At 65.3% G+C, this 17,812-nt stretch carries 15 protein-coding genes; 6 read left to right on the top strand and 9 right to left on the bottom strand.

Annotated elements, in window-relative coordinates; translation table 11 throughout:
- Window positions 1-41: 41 nt before the first annotated feature.
- The 4 genes from alaS to aspS are packed head-to-tail and all read right to left on the bottom strand — an operon-like array spanning window position 42 to window position 7,109.
- Window positions 42-2,708 (bottom strand): alanine--tRNA ligase, encoded by a 2,667-nt coding sequence (alaS, locus tag C3B44_RS05135; RefSeq protein ID WP_108431431.1) that lies wholly within the window; start codon window positions 2,706-2,708, stop codon window positions 42-44.
- A gap of 40 nt (window positions 2,709-2,748) precedes the next feature.
- A complete protein-coding gene (locus C3B44_RS05130) occupies window positions 2,749-4,128 on the bottom strand; it encodes a replication-associated recombination protein A (protein ID WP_108431430.1) in 1,380 nt (459 codons plus the stop codon).
- A complete protein-coding gene (locus tag C3B44_RS05125) occupies window positions 4,129-5,319 on the bottom strand; it encodes a phosphotransferase (protein WP_328588281.1) in 1,191 nt (396 codons plus the stop codon).
- Between the two features lie 5 nt (window positions 5,320-5,324).
- Window positions 5,325-7,109 (bottom strand): aspartate--tRNA ligase, encoded by a 1,785-nt coding sequence (aspS, locus tag C3B44_RS05120; RefSeq protein WP_108431429.1) that lies wholly within the window; start codon window positions 7,107-7,109, stop codon window positions 5,325-5,327.
- Between the two features lie 107 nt (window positions 7,110-7,216).
- Between aspS and C3B44_RS05115 the strand changes: the two genes are divergently transcribed.
- From C3B44_RS05115 to C3B44_RS05100, 4 genes are read left to right on the top strand one after another with little or no spacing between them, the layout of a single operon-like run.
- Entirely contained in the window at window positions 7,217-7,939 is a 723-nt protein-coding gene (locus C3B44_RS05115; protein WP_108431428.1) for a CBS domain-containing protein, read from the top strand.
- Between the two features lie 53 nt (window positions 7,940-7,992).
- Window positions 7,993-9,108, top strand: a complete 1,116-nt coding sequence (locus C3B44_RS05110; RefSeq protein ID WP_108431427.1) for an LLM class flavin-dependent oxidoreductase — start codon at window positions 7,993-7,995, stop codon at window positions 9,106-9,108.
- Between the two features lie 2 nt (window positions 9,109-9,110).
- On the top strand, window positions 9,111-9,785 hold the full coding sequence (locus tag C3B44_RS05105) for an FMN reductase (protein WP_108431426.1): 675 nt from the start codon (window positions 9,111-9,113) through the stop codon (window positions 9,783-9,785).
- Window positions 9,786-9,794: 9 nt separating this feature from the next.
- Window positions 9,795-11,183 carry an L-serine ammonia-lyase gene (locus C3B44_RS05100; protein WP_108431425.1) on the top strand — a complete coding sequence of 463 codons (1,389 nt, stop codon included), beginning with the start codon at window positions 9,795-9,797 and terminating at the stop codon, window positions 11,181-11,183.
- 1 nt (window position 11,184) lies between these two features.
- Here C3B44_RS05100 and hisS read toward each other — a convergent pair whose 3' ends face one another.
- The 3 genes from hisS to tpx are packed head-to-tail and all read right to left on the bottom strand — an operon-like array spanning window position 11,185 to window position 13,616.
- Window positions 11,185-12,453 (bottom strand): histidine--tRNA ligase, encoded by a 1,269-nt coding sequence (hisS, locus tag C3B44_RS05095; protein WP_108431424.1) that lies wholly within the window; start codon window positions 12,451-12,453, stop codon window positions 11,185-11,187.
- Window positions 12,454-12,468: 15 nt separating this feature from the next.
- Window positions 12,469-13,110, bottom strand: coding sequence for an MBL fold metallo-hydrolase (locus C3B44_RS05090; protein ID WP_108431423.1), 642 nt, complete (start codon window positions 13,108-13,110; stop codon window positions 12,469-12,471).
- Window positions 13,111-13,121: 11 nt separating this feature from the next.
- Window positions 13,122-13,616, bottom strand: a complete 495-nt coding sequence (gene tpx / locus C3B44_RS05085) for a thiol peroxidase (protein ID WP_108432566.1) — start codon at window positions 13,614-13,616, stop codon at window positions 13,122-13,124.
- 108 nt (window positions 13,617-13,724) lie between these two features.
- Here tpx and C3B44_RS05080 point away from each other — a divergent pair, with 108 nt between their 5' ends.
- Complete coding sequence (locus C3B44_RS05080; protein WP_108432565.1) at window positions 13,725-14,585, top strand: peptidylprolyl isomerase; 861 nt, start codon at window positions 13,725-13,727, stop codon at window positions 14,583-14,585.
- Window positions 14,586-14,713: 128 nt separating this feature from the next.
- On the top strand, window positions 14,714-15,043 hold the full coding sequence (locus C3B44_RS12060; protein WP_108431422.1) for a hypothetical protein: 330 nt from the start codon (window positions 14,714-14,716) through the stop codon (window positions 15,041-15,043).
- Between the two features lie 205 nt (window positions 15,044-15,248).
- Here the strand turns inward: C3B44_RS12060 and C3B44_RS11640 are convergent, their stop codons facing one another.
- The gene (locus tag C3B44_RS11640) at window positions 15,249-17,120 is read right to left on the bottom strand and encodes a hypothetical protein (RefSeq protein WP_159077378.1); all 1,872 of its coding nucleotides are present in this window, start codon (window positions 17,118-17,120) and stop codon (window positions 15,249-15,251) included.
- Window positions 17,110-17,751 (bottom strand): hypothetical protein, encoded by a 642-nt coding sequence (locus C3B44_RS11635; RefSeq protein ID WP_146183507.1) that lies wholly within the window; start codon window positions 17,749-17,751, stop codon window positions 17,110-17,112. Before C3B44_RS11635 ends, C3B44_RS11640 begins: the two co-directional genes overlap by 11 nt.
- Between the last annotated feature and the right edge of the window lie 61 nt (window positions 17,752-17,812).

Below are 17,812 nucleotides of genomic sequence, written 5' to 3'. Positions count from 1 at the left end.
CTGTGACACTTCCGTGACATTACCGTATGCGAAAGGTTACCTCAGAGTCCACCCAGGGCATCTTTCACGGCGCGGAAACCGGCCTCGGCGCCTTCCGGGGTGGCGCCCGAGCCCTGCGCCATGTCCGGCTTGCCGCCGCCGCGGCCGTCGACGTACTCGCCGAACGTCTTCACCAGATCGCCGGCTTTCACGCCCATATCCACCGCCTCGGCGGTCGCGGCCACCACAAACGGCAGTTTGGCGTCGTTGCGGGAGGCGAGCACCACCACGGCCGGGCGGCCGGCGAGTTTGCCGCGCAGATCACTGCCGACGGTCCGCAGATCGCCACCGGTGACCCCGTCCGGGAGCTGGCGGATGAGCACGGTGACATCGCCGAGGGTTTCCGCTTCGTCGACAAGCGCCGCGGTGTTCGACATGAGCTGCTGCTGGTGCAGCGCGGCGATCTCCTTCTCCGCAGCCTTGAGGCGCTCGGTGAGCTGGCTGATGCGCGCGGGCAAGTCGTCGCTCTTGGCCTTTAAGGTGCTGGCCACCCCGGAGACCAGCGCGGCCTCGCGGGAGTAATAGCGGAAGGCGTCCATGCCGGAGTAGGCCTCGATGCGGCGTGCCCCGGAGCCGACCGAGGACTCGCCGAGCACCGCCACCGGGCCGATCTGCGCCGAGGACGCCACGTGGGTGCCGCCGCAGAGCTCGGTGGAAAAAGGCCCGGCGACCTCGACGACGCGGACGTTGTCCCCGTAGTTCTCGCCGAACAGGGCCAGCGCGCCCATGGCCTTCGCCTCGTCGAGGGTCGTCTCGACGGTGTTGACCGGGTAATCGGCGTCGACGACCTGGTTGGCGATCAGGGCGATCTCCTCGAGCTGCTCGTCGCTGAGCTGCTCGGTGTAGTTGAAGTCGAAGCGCAGGTAGCCGGGGCGGTTGAGCGAGCCGGCCTGCACGGCGGTGGGCCCCAGCACCTGGCGCAGCGCGCCGTGGATGAGGTGGGTGGCGGTGTGCGCCTGGCGGGCGCCGTGGCGCCAGGTCTCGTCGACCTCCGCCTTAACCGACATCCCGAGCTCTACCCCACCGGAGACCACCGTGGCCTTGTGCACGAACACGCGCTTGGCGATCTTCTGCACATCCTTGACCTCGATCACCGTATCGCCGGCCACCAGCCGGCCGCGGTCGGCGAGCTGGCCGCCGGATTCCGCATACAGCGGAGTGACGTCGAGGATGACCTCGATCTCATCGCCGGCTTTAGCGGTGGTCACCGACTGGCCGCCGCGCACCAGGCCCAAGACGGTGGCATCGGCAGTGAGCTGCTCATAGCCCAGAAACTCGGTCGGGTTGTCATCGACCCACTGGCGGTAGACGGATTCGTCGGCGTGGCCGTGCTTCTTCGCCTTGTTGTCGGCCTTGGCGCGCTCGCGCTGCGCGGTCATCTCCGCGTTGAAGCCATCCATGTCCACCTCGAGGCCGGCCTCGGCGGCCATCTCGAGGGTGAGGTCGATCGGGAAGCCATAGGTATCGTGCAGCTCGAACGCCTGGTGGCCGCCGACGGTGGTCTTCCCGGCCTCCTTGATGCTGGCGGCGGTGCGGTCGAAGAGCTCGGTGCCGGATTCGAGGGTGCGCAAAAATGCCTTCTCCTCGGTGGCGGCAACCCGCAGGATGCGGTCGCGGTTGTCCTCGATCTCCGGGAACGACGGGCTCATGGTGTCCATCACGGTGGCCAGGAAGGACTCCAGGGTCTTGCTTTCCGCGCCCAGCAGGCGGGCCGAGCGGATAACGCGGCGCATGAGCCGGCGCAGGATGTAGCCGCGGCCCTCGTTCGACGGGGTCACGCCGTCGAGGATCAGCATCATCGCGGTGCGCGTGTGGTCGGCGATGACGCGGAAGCGCACGTCGTTGTCGTGGTTCTCGTTGTAGGTGGCGCCGGTGAGCTCTTCGGCGACGTTGATGACCGGGCGCAGAAGGTCCGTCTCGTAGACGTTGTCGACGCCCTGCAAAAGGCACGCGACGCGCTCGATGCCTAAGCCGGTATCGATGTTCTTCTGCGGCAGCTCGCCCAAGATCTCGAAGTTGCCGTTCTCATCGCTCGGGCCGCGCTCATATTGCATGAAGACCAAGTTCCAGATCTCCATGTAGCGGTGCTCGTCGGCCTCCGGCCCACCCTCGGCGCCGTAGTCGGGGCCGCGGTCGTAGTAGATTTCGGAGCACGGACCGCACGGGCCGGGCACGCCCATGGACCAGTAGTTGTCCTCCATGCCCATGCGCTGGATGCGCTCGGCGGGCACGCCGACGATGTTCTCCCAGATGTCGGCGGCCTCGTCGTCGTCTAAGTACACGGTGACCCACAGGCGCTCAGGGTCGAGCCCGAAGCCGCCCTCGGCGACCGGCTTGGTCAGAAGCGACCAGGCGTTGCGGATGGCGCCTTCCTTGAAGTACCCGCCGAAGGAGAAGTTGCCCGCCATCTGGAAGAAGGTGTTGTGGCGGGTGGTGATGCCCACCTCGTCGATGTCCAGGGTGCGCACGCACTTCTGGATGCTGGTGGCGGTTCGGTTCTCAAACGGAGGATTCTGCTGGCCCAAGAAGTAGGGCTTGAAGGGCACCATGCCCGCGTTCACGAACAGCAGGGTGGGGTCGTCCAGGATCAGCGAGGCACTGGGAACGGCCGTGTGACCTGCGTCGACGAAGTGCTGAGTGAAGCGGTCGCGGATCTCGTGAGTCTGCACGGAAAAGTCGTTCCTCCGTTAGGCGAAAAGTGACGGGTATTTATCGACGCTTCATGTTACCCGCGCCGCGCACGATGCGACGAAGCCGTCCCAGGTAGTCGCGGATGCGCTTCTCGCCGCCGTGGTCGGTGGGCTCGTAGTACACGGCGTCGTCCAAGTCTTCCGGGATGTAGCGCTGCGTGACGACGCCGCGCTCATCGTCGTGCGGGTACTTATACCCCACGGCGTTGCCGAGGGCCTTCGCGCCCTCGTAGTGGCCGTCGCGCAGGTGCGCCGGCACCGCCCCGACGTGCCCGTTGCGCACGTCTTCCTGCGCCTTCGAGATCGCCTTGATCACCGACGGTGACTTCGGCGCGGTGGTTAAGTGGATGGTGGCCTGCGCCAGCGGCAGCCGACCTTCGGGCATACCGATAAAAGCCACGGCGTCGGCGGCGGCCACGGCTGTCTGCAGGGCGGTCGGGTCGGCCATGCCGATGTCCTCGGAGGCGTGGATGACCAGCCGCCGCGCGATGAACCGCGGGCCCTCCCCCGCCTCGATCATGCGGGCCAAATAGTGCAGCGCGGCATCGACGTCGGAGCCGCGGATCGACTTGATGAACGCGCTGACCACGTCGTAGTGCTGGTCGCCGTCGCGGTCGTAGCGCACCACGGCGCGGTTGACGTTGTCGCGCACGACGTCGATGTCCAGCGTCTCGCCGTCGCCGACGGCTTCGGCGGCCGCCTCGAGGTAGGTCAGGCTGCGGCGCGCATCGCCGCCGGCGAGTAAAACGATCTGCTCGATGGCCTCGTCGGTGGCCTCCACGCGCCCGTCGAGGCCGCGGGGATCGGCCAGCGCGCGGCGCAGCAGCCGGTTGAGGTCATCGGGCTCGATGGAGACGAGCTGGAGCAGCAGCGAGCGGCTGAGCAGCGGGGCGACGATCGAAAAGGAGGGGTTCTCGGTGGTGGCGGCCACCAGCAGCACGGTGCGGTTTTCGACGGCCTGCAGCAACGCGTCCTGCTGGGTGCGCGAGAATCGGTGCACCTCGTCGATAAACAACACGGTGCGCTCGCCGTGGGCGAGATCCTGGCGGGCGCGGTCGATGACGGCGCGCACCTGCTTGACCCCGGAGTCCAGGGCCGAGAGCGCGACGAAGTTCTGGCCCATCGCGGAGGCGATGAGCGAGGCGATCGTCGTCTTGCCGGTACCGGGCGGGCCATAGAGGATCACCGAAGCCTCGCCGGAGCCTTCGACGAGCCGGCGCAGCGGTTTGCCATCGGCCAGCAGGTGATCCTGGCCCACGATCTCGTCCAGGCTGCGCGGGCGCATCCGGGCGGCCAGGGGCGCCCCGGCGCTGGCGGCGAAGAACTCGGAGCCGCGCTGCCCGGCGGCCGGCCCCTGTTCGCCGCCGGCGGGCGCGCCGAAGAGTGCGTCCTGGCTCATCTAGTGCTCCGGTTCTTTCACGCGCTCGGCCACCTCTTCGGCGAAGGAGGCCACGACCTCGAAACGGTTGTCCCCGCCCTGGCGGGCGTAGCGGGCGAGCGAGGAGAACGTCTCATAGAAGTCACGGCGCACGAGGTGCTCGGCGTCGGTGAAGTCCTCGTCGGAATTGAAAAGCCGCGTGCTGGTCTCGGGATCATCATCGTCCAGGCTAGTCAGCGCGCTGCCGATCGAGCCGTGATGCAGCACAGAGACCGAGGACAGCGCCCAGCTGATCAAGGCGGCGGTGATGCGCTCGTGCAGATGAGCCTCGTTGGCGGTATCCGGCCAGATATCTTCGACCTCTTCGACCCAGGCTTTGAGGAAGGCGTCTCCTTCCTCGTCAGAGATGACGCTGCGCCCGGCGTACTGCGGGAACCCGCCGATCACGCAGGCGAGATCGTAGTTGACGTCCCGGAAATCCGCCCACTCGTAGTCGAGGAACTCGGTGCGCTGGGCGACGATGATGTTATCCGGCGACAAATCGAAAGGGGTGAAGGCCCGCGAGCGACTGTGGGCCAGGCGCGTGGTGGCGTCCTCGGCGAGCGCGGCGACGCACTCGGGCACCCGGATGCCGGCGTTGCGGATCAACGTGGCGCCGTGGAAGGTCGCCGGCCCGATGGAGCGATCGCGCAAGTCGCGGCTGGGCTCGAGCTCGGGGTATTGCTTGAACATCCGGTTCAAAAGGGTGCGGAAGCTCTTCTCTGACCCGGCGGTTCCGGCGTGCATGCGCCCCAGCGCGGAGCCGAGGTTGCGCAGCATCTGCTCGCGGGCTTCGGGGTCGTTGCTTTCCAGCAGCTCGGAGAAGCGATCGCCGTCGCCGGAATCCGAGATCACCATGAGCCGGGCGTCCATGTCATGGGCGAGCATATAGGGGCCCGGGCGGACGTTTTCGCTCAGCGAGGTGGTGAACTGGTACGCGGCGATCTCGCGTAGCAGGGCGGCGTCGTCGAAAAGGTCGCCGGTTTCGGGGACGTATTTGACCACAACCGAGCGCTGCTGCAGGAAGGCCTGCGGCGCCAGGCGGGCGCGCAGCACGGTGGCTGTGCCCGTGCCCTCGAGACGCTGGGTCTCAGTGAAGCGCTGACCACCGCCGAATTTGCGACTGAGCAGCGCCTGCGCCTTGTCGACGATCTCCGATGCGGGGATGGTCACGGAAACTACGACTCCGCCTTCTTGGGCTTCGCGTCGATGCCGGATTCGCGGCGCTGGGCCGCGGTGATCGGGGCCGGGGCATCGGTCAGCGGGTCGACGCCGCCGCCGGACTTCGGGAAGGCGATGACGTCGCGGATGGAGTCGAAGCCGCCGAGCAGCGAGACGATGCGGTCCCAGCCGAAGGCGATGCCGCCGTGCGGCGGGGCGCCGAACGCGAAGGCGTCGAGCAGGAAGCCGAACTTCTCGCGGGCTTCTTCCTCGGTGATGCCCATGACCTCGAAGACGCGCTCCTGGACATCGCGCTCGTGGATACGGATCGAGCCGCCGCCGATCTCGTTGCCGTTGCAGACGATGTCGTACGCGTACGCGGTGGCCTCGCCCGGGTGGTCCTGGAAGGTGTCCTTCCACTCCGGCTTCGGGGAGGTAAAGGCGTGGTGCACGGCGGTCCACTTGGAGTTGCCCAGGGCGACGTCGCCGTCGGCGGTGGCGTCGGCCGCCGGCTCGAACAGCGGGGCGTCGACGACCCAGGTAAACGCCCAGTCGCCGTCCTTGATGAGACCGAGCTTCTCGGCGATCTCGCCGCGGGCGGCGCCGAGCAGCGCCCGCGAGCTCTTCGTATCGCCGGCGGCGAAGAAGATGCAGTCACCCGGGCGGGCGCCGACGTGCTCGGCGATCCCGGCGCGCTCGGCGTCGGTGATGTTCTTGGCCACCGGGCCGGAGAGCTCGCCGTCTTCGCCGACGAGGATGTAGGCCAGTCCCTTGGCGCCGCGCTGCTTGGCCCACTCCTGCCAGGCGTCCAGCTGACGCCGCGGCTGGTCCGCGCCGCCTTCCATCACGATGGCGCCGACGTAGTCGTTCTGGAAGACGCGGAAGGTGGTGTCGGTGAAGAAGTCGGTGCACTCGACGATCTCGATGTCGAAGCGCAGGTCCGGCTTGTCGGAGCCGTAGCGGCGCATGGCCTCGGCATAGGTCATGCGCGGGATCGGGGTGGAGATCTCGTAGCCGGCCTCCTTCCAGATCGCGGCGATGATCTCCTCTGCCAGGGCGATGACATCTTCCTGGTCGACGAAGCTCATCTCCACGTCGAGCTGAGTGAACTCGGGCTGGCGGTCGGCGCGGAAGTCCTCGTCGCGGTAGCAGCGCGCGATCTGGTAGTAGCGCTCCATGCCGGCGACCATGAGCAGCTGCTTGAACAGCTGTGGCGACTGCGGCAGGGCGTAGAAGCTGCCCGGGCGCAGGCGGGCCGGGACGAGGAAGTCGCGTGCACCCTCCGGGGTGGAGCGGGTCAGCGTCGGGGTTTCGATCTCCGTGAAGTCGTGGTTATCGAGCACCCGGCGCGCCGCCCGGTTGACGTTGGAACGCAGCCGCAGTGCCTCGGCCTGGCGCTCACGGCGCAGATCCAGGTAGCGGTACTTCAGGCGGGCTTCCTCGCCCACCTCGGAGGAGGAGGCGTCTTCGACCTGGAAGGGCAGCGCGGCGGCGGTGTTGAGCACCTCGAGCTCGGTGACGTTGACCTCGATGGCGCCGGAGGCGAGGTTGTCGTTGCGGGAACCCTCGGGACGCTTTTCGACGACGCCGGTGACCTGGATGCAGTATTCGCTGCGCAGGTCGTGGGCGCGTTCGGCGACCTCGGAATCGCGGAAGACCACCTGGGCGTAGCCGGAGCGGTCGCGCAGGTCGATGAAGATGACTCCACCGTGGTCACGCCGGCGGGCGACCCAGCCCGTGAGCGTGACAGTGGAACCGGCGTCATTGAGGCGGAGTTCTCCCGCGAGATGGGTTCGCAGCACGGTCGTTCTACGTCCTTCCGACTAGTCGAATGTTTTCCGCGGTCAGTCTACCGCTTTGGACAGGCGGCGTTCGATATACCCGTGGTTTCACTACGCTTAGGAAGGTGATGACTACCGCGAATCGGGCCACGGCGTTTCTGGCTGCCTTCAATGACATCGAGTCCCACCTGCGTGATCTCGTGGGCGCGCGCAACTCGGACAGTTTTTGCCACGTCATCCGCTGGGCCCGCAAGAACGGTCACTTGCGCGATGGCCAGGCCGACGACTTATCGGATTACACGGACCTGCGTAATGCGATCAGCCACGGCGAGTACCGGGACTTCCGCCCCATCGCCGAGCCGCTGCCCGAGACGGTCGAGGCCATCACGTTCCTGCGGGACGTCCTGCTCGATCCACCGTTGGCGATCGAGGTGCTCGGCCACCAGGAGGTGGTGACTTTTGGCCCCGATGATCACATCGCCGATACCTTCGAGGTCTTGCGCACCACCACGATCTCGCAGTTTCCGGTGTATGACGAAGAGCGTTACCGCGGGCTGGTCAACACGGACATGATCGCGCGCTGGCTCGCCGCCCACGACGGGCAGGTGGATCCCGCCACCCGCATCGGCTATGTGATGGAGCATTCCGGCACCCCGAACCGCGCGGTGTTTTTGTCCCGCGATGCTACGGCGCAACAGGCCGTCGAGAAGCTGTCGACGCCGGACGATAACGGCCTGCTGCCCCAGCTGGGCATCGTCACCGAGGTGGGGCGCCCGGACCACCGGCCGTTTCGGGTGATTGCGGGCCATGACGTGGCGCTTTTGCTGCATGCTGTCTACCGAAACCCGTAATTGTTGACACGTCATATACACTTGTTGGCGAATAGAGAAAGGAATGTCTCAGCATGCAGTTCGGAATCTTCACCATCGGTGACGTCACCCCGGATCCGGTCCACGGCACTACTCCGACCGAGGGCGAGCGCATCCACGCGATGACCCAGATCGCGCTCAAGGCCGAGGAGGTCGGCCTCGATGTTTTCGCCACCGGCGAGCACCACAACCCGCCGTTCGTGCCCTCCTCGCCAACCACGCATCTCGGCTATATCGCGGCGAAGACCGAAAAACTCCGCCTGTCGACGGCCACCACCCTCATCACCACCAACGACCCGGTGAAAATCGCCGAGGACTACGCCTTCTTGCAGCACCTCTCCGGCGGGCGCACCGACCTGATGCTCGGCCGCGGCAACACCGGGCCGGTCTACCCGTGGTTCGGCAAGGACATCCGCCAAGGCATTCCCATGGCGATCGAGAACTACCACCTGCTGCGCCGGCTGTGGCGCGAGCGCTCCGTGAACTTCTCCGGCGAGTTCCGCACCCCGCTGCAGGGCTTTACCTCGACCCCGTTCCCGCTCGACGAGGTGCCGCCGTTCGTCTGGCACGGCTCGATCCGTTCCGTGCAGATCGCCGAGCAGGCCGCCTTCTACGGCGACGGCTTCTTCCACAACAACATCTTCTGGAACAAGGAACACACCGCGAAGATGGTGGATATCTATCGCCGCCGCTTCGAGAAGTACGGCCACGGGGCGAAGGATCAGGCGATCGTGGGCCTAGGCGGGCAGTTCTACGTCGCCGATACCGAGGAGCAGGCAAAGAAGGAGTTCCGCCCCTACTTCGACGTCGCGCCGGTCTACGGCCACGGCCCCTCGCTCGAGGAGTTTACGGAGATGACCCCGCTGACCGTCGGCACCGTCGAGCAGGTCATCGAGCGCACCATGCAGTTCGCGGACTGGGTGGGCGACTACCAGCGCCAGCTCTTCCTCATCGACCACGCCGGCCTGCCCCTGGAGACGGTGCTCCACCAGATCGAGATCCTCGGTCACCAGATCGTTCCCGAGCTGCGCCGCCGCATGGAGGCCCGCCGCCCGGGGCACGTGCCCTCGGACCCGCCGACCCACCAGTGGCTCGCCGGCCACCGCGATCACCGGCACTTTTCCATCAACCCCGGTAAGACTCAGGAGTAGCGTTGCGCACCCTCACCGTCATCACGGCTGGCTTATCGACGCCGTCGAGCACCCGTCAGGTCGCCGAGAAGATCGCAGATTCCGTCTCCGCGGCGGTGACCTCCCGCGGCGAGGCACTCACCGTCGAGGTCTTCGAGGTCTCCGAGCTCATCAACGACCTCGCCCAGGTCATGTCCACCGGCATCTCCTCGCCGCGTCTCGACGAGGTCAAAGAACACCTCTCCGCCTCCGACGGGCTCATCGCCGTCACCCCGATCTTCAAGGCCAGCTACTCCGGCGTGTTCAAGATGTTCTTCGACGCCCTGGATACCGACGCGCTCAACGGCATGCCGACGATCATCGCCGCCACCGCCGGCACCGCCCGCCACTCGCTGGCCCTAGAGCACGCCCTGCGCCCGCTGCTGGTCTATCTGCGTGCCGACGTCATGCCCACCTCCTTATTCGCCGCCACCGAGGATTTCGGCAGCGCCTCCGACGAGTTCTCTCGCCGCGTGCACCGCGCCGCCGGGGAGCTCGCCTCCCGCATGCTCGCCGGCACTGATTCGGTCGGCGGGCTCGGTGGCGTGACGGCCGAGGGCCAGGTTACCACGCGTCGCCGCAGCTCCGGCGTCGACCCCGAGGAAAATGTCACACCTTTTACCGAATTGTTAAAACGCTACGGGGGTAATCCCCAGTAGTGTGGTGCCATGACTATCAGCGCTGTTGACCTGTTCAGCATCGGAATCGGACCTTCGTCGTCCCACACCGTCGGCCCCATGCGCGCCGCCGCGCTGTTTCTGGACTCCCTCCCCGACTACCCGGCAAAAGTGCGGGTAGAGCTGCGCGGCTCCCTCGCCGCGACGGGCCGCGGCCACGGCACCGACCGGGCCACGCTGCTGGGGCTCGTCGGCTGGACGCCGACGACCGTCACGACGGACGTGACCCCCGCCCTCGGCGACAGAATCGACGCGCAGGGACACATCTCCGGGCCCACCGGCGAGATCGACTACGAGCTCGTCTTCGATCCCACGCCCGTGCCGGAACACCCCAACTGCCTGATCTTCAGCGCCTGGGACGCTCGCGGCACGGAGCTCGCCACGGGCGTCGAATACTTCTCGGTGGGCGGCGGCTTCGTGGTCACCCGCGCAGAGATCGACGGCGACGGCCCCCACGGCATGGCCGAGGCCGCCCAGACCAGCGCATCCATCCCGCACGAGTTCACCACCTGGGAGCAGCTGCAGGGGATCTGCGCCCATGGTTCGCGCACCATCGCCGAGGTGATGCTCGAGAACGAACAAGCCATCCATGGCGATTCCGGGACCACCTTGAACCACCTCGACGAGGTCTGGAAGGCCATGCAGGACTGCGTCGATAACGGCTTTTCCGCCTCCGGCACCCTGCCCGGCGGGCTCAACGTGCGCCGCCGCGCCCCGGATCTGCTCAACAACCTGAAAAACCGCGACGCCACCGACCAGAGCGACGGCCTGTCCGCCATGGACTGGATCAATCTCTACGCCCTAGCGGTCAACGAGGAAAACGCCGCCGGCGGCAAGGTCGTCACCGCCCCGACCAACGGCGCGGCCGGCATCATCCCCGCGGTGATGCACTACGCCCGCGACTTCATCGGCAACTTCGACTGCGACACCGCCCGGAAGTTCCTGCTCACCGCGGCGGCCGTGGGCATCATCATCAAGGAAAACGCGTCGATCTCCGGCGCCGAGGTCGGCTGCCAGGGCGAGGTCGGCTCGGCCTCCGCGATGGCCGCCGCCGGCCTGTGCTCGGTCCTGGGCGGCACCACCGAGCAGATCGGCAACGCCGCGGAGATCGCCCTCGAGCACAACCTGGGCCTGACCTGCGATCCCGTCGGTGGGCTCGTGCAGATCCCGTGCATCGAGCGCAACGCCATCGGCGGGGTCAAGGCCGTCAACGGTGCGCGCCTCGCCCTCAACGGCGACGGCGAACACCACGTCAGCCTCGACGACGCCGTACACACCATGGCCGCCACCGGCCGGGATATGCACACCAAGTACAAGGAGACCTCCACCGGCGGGCTGGCCACCCGCCTCGGCTTCCCGGTCTCCTTGACGGAGTGCTAAGTCAGCGCAGCTTCTCGACGACCTCTCCCAGCGCCACCGACTCCTGCGACTGGGAACCGAGGTCTTTCACGGCCACGGTGCCAGCTTCCAGCTCGCTATCGCCTAACACCAGCGCGTAGCGGGCCTGGGCGCGGTTCGCGCCCTTCATCGCCCCCTTGAGCCCGCGGTCACCGTAGGCCATGTCGGCGGCGATGCCGGCGGCACGCAGCTCGTCGATAAGCACCGCCATGCGACGCTTCGCCTCCGCGCCGAGGGGAATTCCGTAGACGTCGACGCGCCGCTCGGCGCCGTCGATCTGGACGCCTTCGGCCTCGAGGGCGAGCACGGTGCGGTCGATGCCGAGCCCGTAGCCGATGCCCGAGAGCTCCTGGCCTCCGAGCTGGGCCATGAGGCCGTCATAACGCCCGCCGCCGCCGATGCCCGACTGGGCGCCGAGGCCGTCGTGGACGAACTCGAAGGTGGTCTTGGTGTAGTAGTCGAGGCCGCGGACCATGCGGGGGTTGATCGTGTAGGTCACGCCCATGTCGTCGAGCAGGCCGCGGACCGTCTCGAAGTGCTCGCGCGCCGAATCCGAGAGGTGATCGAGCATGAGCGGCGCCTCGGCGGTCATCTCTTGGACCTCGGGGCGCTTGTCGTCGAGCACGCGCAGCGGGTTGATCTCGGCGCGGTGGCGGGTCTCCTCGTCGAGCGGGAGTTTGAACAAGAACTCCTGCAGCTTCTCGCGGTAAGCCGGGCGGCAGGTGTTGTCACCGAGGCTCGTGAGCTCCAGGCGGAAATCCCGCAGTCCGACGGCCCGGTAGCAGCGATCCGCCAGGGCGACGACCTCGGCGTCCAGCGCCGGGTCATCGACACCGATGGCCTCGACGCCCACCTGCTGCAGCTGCCGGTAGCGCCCGGCCTGCGGGCGCTCATAACGGAAGAACGGGCCGTAGTAGTTGAGCTTGATGGGCAGCTGGCCGCGGTCTAAGTGGTGCTGAATCACCGAGCGCATCACCCCGGCGGTGCCCTCCGGGCGCAGGGTCACGGAGCGATCGCCGCGGTCGGCGAAGGTGTACATCTCCTTGCTGACGACGTCCGTGGACTCGCCCACTCCCCGCGCGAACAGGCCGGTGTCCTCGAAGATGGGCAGCTCGATGTGCTGGTAGCCGGCGAGATGGGTCTGGCGGACGAACTCGTCGCGCACGGCGAGGAAGGTCGCCGACTGCGGCGGGACGTAGTCCGGGATTCCCTTGGGGGCGTGTAGGGGCTGAAACTTCTGCTTATCGCTCACGACCTCACAGCTTAGTCACCGCTTAAGCTGTGTGAGGAAGGGGTTGGTGGTGCGCTCGGCGCGCATCGTGGTCGTCGGGCCGTGGCCGGGCAGCAGCAAGGTAGCGTCCTCTAACTCCCAGACGGGACCGGCCAGAGTGGCCTCCATGGCGTCCGGATCGGACTGCGGCAGGTCCGTACGCCCGATGGAGCCGCGGAAGATGACGTCGCCGACGAGCGCGAAATCCTCGTGGACCAAAAGAGTCGAACCCGGCGAATGGCCCGGGGCGTGGCGGATGGTGAACTCTTCGCCCAAAAGGGTGAGCGTATCGCCGTCTTCTAAGTGCCGCACCTCGTCGATCGGGGTCATGTTGTCGGCATCGAAGACGATGCGGGACTGTGGGGAGACGCCGCGACCGTCGATAAGCATGAACTCATCCGCGGCGTGGATGTAGGCCGGCACCCCGAAACGCCGGGTGATCGTGCCGGCATCGCGGGTGTGGTCGATGTGGCCGTGGGTGAGCACGACCGCATCCAGTTCCAAGTTGTGCTCGGCCAAAAAGTCAACTGTCCGGTCCGCCGTGTGCATCCCCGGGTCCACCACCACCGCATGGGTCTCGGTGGTGAGGAAGTAGGTGTTGGTCTGGTAGGGACCTGCGGCGAATCCGGACAGTTTCATAGGAGCCGATACTACTTCAGCGCGGCTGCGGCGCTCTCGTAGTCCGGCTCGTTGCCGATCTCCTCGACCAGCTCGGTGTAGACGACCTTGTGGTCAGCATCGGTGACGACGACGCTGCGCGAGAGCAGGCCCTGCAGCGGGGAACCCTCGAGCTCGACGCCGTAGTCCTCGCCGAAGCTGGAGCGGAAGGCGGAGCCGGCGACGGTGTCGATGTTATTGTCCTCGAAGAAGCGGGCCTGGGCGAAGGGCAGGTCACGGGAGACGTTGATGACGACGGTGTCCTCGTGTTCCTTCGCCAGGTCGTTGAAGCGGCGCACCGAGTTGGCGCACACGCCGGTATCCAAAGACGGGAAGATGTTCACGACGAGCTTCTTGCCCGCGAAGTCCGCCGGGGTCACCGGCGACAGGTCGGCGCCGACGAGCTCGAAGTCAGGCAGCTGATCGCCCTTGGCGGGCAGCTCGCCGGAGGTGGTGGTCGGTTCATTCTGAAACGTTACGTTAGCCATGTACGCCACCATAGGTATGCGGCGGGGCTTTACGCCACGATTTCTTTTCCGGTTAAGCTGTAATGCGCTCAAATAAACCGTCGACGACCAAATGAGGTGGAGCTCAGCGTGAGCACGAACAGGGAGCGCGGAGAGAAGGCCCTCGCGCAGCTCGACAAGGAAATCAAGGCGCGCGACCGCAAGGAAAAGACCCGCCCGCTGGGCATCGTTTTGCTGTCCGCCGGCGCCATCGCCCTTATCGGTGGCGGCATCGTCTGGGGTGCCTCCCGCGGCGGCGACGAGGAGACCACCGCTGCTGAAGAGACGACCGCCGAGGAGACGACGGCCGAAGACTCGGAGATCCCCGAGGCCGAGCCGCTGGCCATGGAGCGTGCGGAGGCTCTTCCGCCGACGGTCTCGTGCACCTACAACGAGACGGAAGAATCCGACGTCCCACTCCCCGAGTCCGAGGACGTCTCCACCGAGGGCACCGTCACCGTCAACCTGGAGACCAACCAGGGCCCGATCGGCATGGAGCTGGACCGCTCCGTGGCGCCGTGCACCGTCAACGCCATCACGCACCTCGCCGAGCAGGATTACTTCGACAACACCCTGTGCCACCGCCTCGTCACTGACGGCATCTACGTCCTCCAGTGCGGCGACCCGACCGGCACGGGTGCCGGCGGCCCCGGCTTCGAGTTCGCCAACGAGTACCCGACCGACGAAGCCAGCGACGAAGAGCTCGCCGCACCGGTGCTCTACCCGCGCGGCTCGATTGCGATGGCCAACTCCGGCCCGGATACCAACGGCTCGCAGTTCTTCTTGAACTACGACGACTCCCCGCTGCCGCCGACCTACACCTACTTCGGCCAGATCGACGACGAGGGCCTTGCCACTCTTGACTCCATCGCCGAAGCGGGTGTCGACGGTGGCCAACCCGACGGACAGCCCGCCGAACAGGTCACGATCGAATCTGCCCAGGTAGAGTAGCTAACTGAAATCAGTTACTGAAAAGTAACTTCAGGAAGCCTTGCAGAAACCATGAAGGCGGGTTAAAATCCGGCGCGTACAGCATTCGCGTACAGCATTCACCGTCATTCAAAGATGGAGCCATCTTTATGAAGATCCGTAAGACCCTGGTCGCCGCAGCCTCCGCTCTCGCCATCGGTGTCGCCGGCACCGGCATCGCGAACGCTGAGGAGGCGGACACCACCCAGGCCGACACCGGCGCTCAGACCTCCTCCTCTCTTGCCGACCTCTCCTCGAGCAACAACGACACTGAGGAGGGCGACACCCAGGAGGACGACGGCCAGCAGGCCACCTCCTCATCCTCCGACATCGAGAACTCCACCGACCTGGCCAACGAGATCAAGGTCTGGCTCGGCGTTGTCACCGCCGCCATCGGCGTCCTGGGCGCTATCTTCGGCTTCGTCAACAAGTGGTTCTAAACCTTCCACGGTTCTGAGCACTAACCGCCCCTTCCCCACCCGCGGGAACGGGCGGTTTTCTCGTGTCTGCCGATCGTGGTGGTCCGGCTGAGCTCGACTTCGTGAGCGGTTGTGTGCAGTGCGACTAGTGGTGGCGCGAATTATGCCATGGCATAAAACCCGCCGCGGTCTGCTACGCCCCTGTGGGCACTATGCGGCCGCATAGTTAGTCACGGGGTTCGCGTACCCACGCCCCGATTACGCCGGGGACGACTGGCGGTCGTTCGCCGAGAAGGTCACGCATATTACCTTCGCGTTCGACTTGGCTGGTGATCGTGCGGATCTTGCCTTTGTTGTTCGGGCTGTTTGTATTCCGTGCGCCGGGTACTCCGCCCATCATGGGTGCCATGCCAGCGCGGGTTGTTTGGTTTTGCCCTTGCGTGGCGGTTTGGGCGTGTGGGTTAGTGCCTGTGTTGGTGTTGCCTCCCGGGTTAGGGCGGCGGGTGGAATCATCACCACTAGGCTGGCCAGGGTTGCTGGGGTTGTGGCCGGGTGTGGGTGGTACTCCTGAAACGCCACGAAGGCCTGTACTAGATGAACCGCCTTGTGCATTATGACTACCGGTGGCTCCGATCGCGCGTGAGCCTTCCGAGGGAGTACTGGCGAAGCCGGAACCGAAACGGGTGCCGGCCGAGGGATTTGAACCGGCGCTACCCGCGATCCCTGGCCGGGCAGAAGCCATACCCGGCATCAGGACACCAGCACCAGTCGCACCGGGAGTACTCGTGCGTGCCTGAGGAGAAGTGGTTGAAGGCGTGGCCCCAGTACTGGGTCGTGAAGGCTGTGCCCCGCCGTAATTGGTGGTGGCACTCGGGGCAAGCGGTGCACCCATCGGGGTGATCACATTCGACGCCCCAGACACACCAGGAAGAGAAGCCGTGGGGCTAGCACTAGGGTTACTAGCCAACCCGGTGATCTGCTGCGGTGAGGTCATCGTGGCTGCATCCGTACTAATTGCCTGCGGGCTGAACAACCCCTCACCAAGACTTACGCCAGCAGCATCCGCCATACCCCTGGTCACCGAGTTAATACGCTCAAAACTCTCCGGATACGCTGCAGCCGCCTCGAGTAACTGGTCACGCAGTCCGTGTGGGGTGATGATGCCGTTGGTGGAGTAACGAGAACCGGTGCCATCAACATCAGACATCATGGCGTCTGCGTGTCCACCGGAGGTGCCGGAGTCTTCGAGTGTCAGGTTCGATACTGGTGGGATCAGTCCTACCAGTTCCGCTTGGGTGGCGGCAGCGTAGTAACCCAAGAAGGCGTGCTCGGCGATGCGTGCGGCCATTTCTCCGTTGGGGCCGAGTGCGCGTAGGGCGTCGAGTTCGAGTTTGACGCCGGTGACGTCACCGAGTTTGGTCATCCGGCTGCGGTCTAAAGCCCCAAGGTATTGGTTGATGATGCGGGAATTAGCGGCGATGACTTCACTGCGACGAGCAGTGCCGTCAATACGGGCGCGGATTGCATCAATAACCGCCCCAGTATTCTCTGACCCGAGCGTGGTGCTGACGTCGTGGAGCCCCGAAGCGATGTCTTTGGCGGCGTTGATGATCTCGACCCAGATTCTCTGGGATGAGTAGGCGGCGTTGCCGTCTGTTTGTTGGAGTTCGTGCATGAGTGTTTGCACGGATAGTGCTGGTAGAACACCCACCGTTGTCTTCCCGAGCCCGCTAGTTCCTGTCGCATCCAGTGGGGAGAAGTTGTAACTGGAGGTGTGGGTGCTTCCTCCGTGGTCGGCGATGTCGAGTGCGTGGGCTGCGGTGTCGTCTTGGGCTTGGAAGGCCTCAGAGGTGCGGTTGAGGTTTGTATGTATGTCGTCGAGTTCACCCGAGAGGTCTTGCAGTACTTGGGCTGCGGCGCCTGATCCGTCTTTGATGAACCGGCCATGCATGGTACCCATCTGGTCAAAACCGGAAGCAACTGAGTAGGACGGCCCTATAGCTGCTGAAGAGGCTTTTTGTTGACCCAGCTTTGAGTCGTCACTCAGCTGCGCCGCTACGGACGCCGCAGCACCTAGATTCTCAGAGTCAATCTGCAAGAAGTTCATTCCATCCCCCGAAGAGTTTCGTAAATCTGGTTGAAGAGGTCAGTTGAGGCACTGCACAATTCTCATCGCTGGTCATACCGGTGTAGTCGTTAACTGAGACCGAAAAGAGAGTTCGCTCCGTGTCGACAGAAGACGTGCAGGAAACTCCTTGTTCGAGGTCTTTCTGGAGCGTTTGAGATCCCAGCGCAGATGGCTTCGAATGGTGGATAAACGTTTTTGGATCATCACTGATTTCTCGAAGTAGAGTCGGGCCCGAAACTAGGTTCCAGCCCATGCTCTCCCCTAGTTTGTGAGTAAGCCTTCCAGCGCACCCGGTCATTCCGAAGCTGTCCTTCTGCTCCACGGTTATTGGCCCGAGCCCTATCTCGTCGAAAACCTCCTGGGGTATTTCTTCACAGGCGCGGATTGGCTCGAGACTCGGATCGTTTGGGTCGAACTCTGTGAGTTTGACGAACTCGCCGCTGAGGTAGAAACCGGCAGGATGTTCCTGCGGTTGTGTCTCGTCGGTCGAATCTGTGGTGTCTTGGACTACGTGTCCTAGAACCGAGGTACCCGGAAGTCCACAGGCAGCTACGAGGCTTCCTAGTACGGCCATAACGGCGATGGCGATGAGGCGATTCACAAGTAACGTTCCCCCGAATATTTCTTGCATAAAGATGCGGTCCCCGAATCCCCCTGCAGGG

The sequence above is a fragment of the Corynebacterium yudongzhengii genome (assembly GCF_003065405.1).
Taxonomy (GTDB): Bacteria; Actinomycetota; Actinomycetes; order Mycobacteriales; family Mycobacteriaceae; genus Corynebacterium; species Corynebacterium yudongzhengii.
Note: the sequence above shows the minus strand (reverse complement) of the source record. Positions and strands in the feature narration are given on the sequence as shown.

Excerpts from the sequence above, each read along its gene's own strand:
- C3B44_RS05130 (WP_108431430.1), bottom strand. The coding sequence starts at position 4,128 with ATGAGCCAGGACGCACTCTTCGGCGCGCCCGCCGGCGGCGAACAGGGG.
- C3B44_RS05115 (WP_108431428.1), top strand. The coding sequence starts at position 7,217 with ATGACTACCGCGAATCGGGCCACGGCGTTTCTGGCTGCCTTCAATGAC.
- C3B44_RS05110 (WP_108431427.1), top strand. The coding sequence starts at position 7,993 with ATGCAGTTCGGAATCTTCACCATCGGTGACGTCACCCCGGATCCGGTC.
- C3B44_RS05100 (WP_108431425.1), top strand. The coding sequence starts at position 9,795 with ATGACTATCAGCGCTGTTGACCTGTTCAGCATCGGAATCGGACCTTCG.
- C3B44_RS05090 (WP_108431423.1), bottom strand. The coding sequence starts at position 13,110 with ATGAAACTGTCCGGATTCGCCGCAGGTCCCTACCAGACCAACACCTAC.
- tpx (WP_108432566.1), bottom strand. The coding sequence starts at position 13,616 with ATGGCTAACGTAACGTTTCAGAATGAACCGACCACCACCTCCGGCGAG.
- C3B44_RS12060 (WP_108431422.1), top strand. The coding sequence starts at position 14,714 with ATGAAGATCCGTAAGACCCTGGTCGCCGCAGCCTCCGCTCTCGCCATC.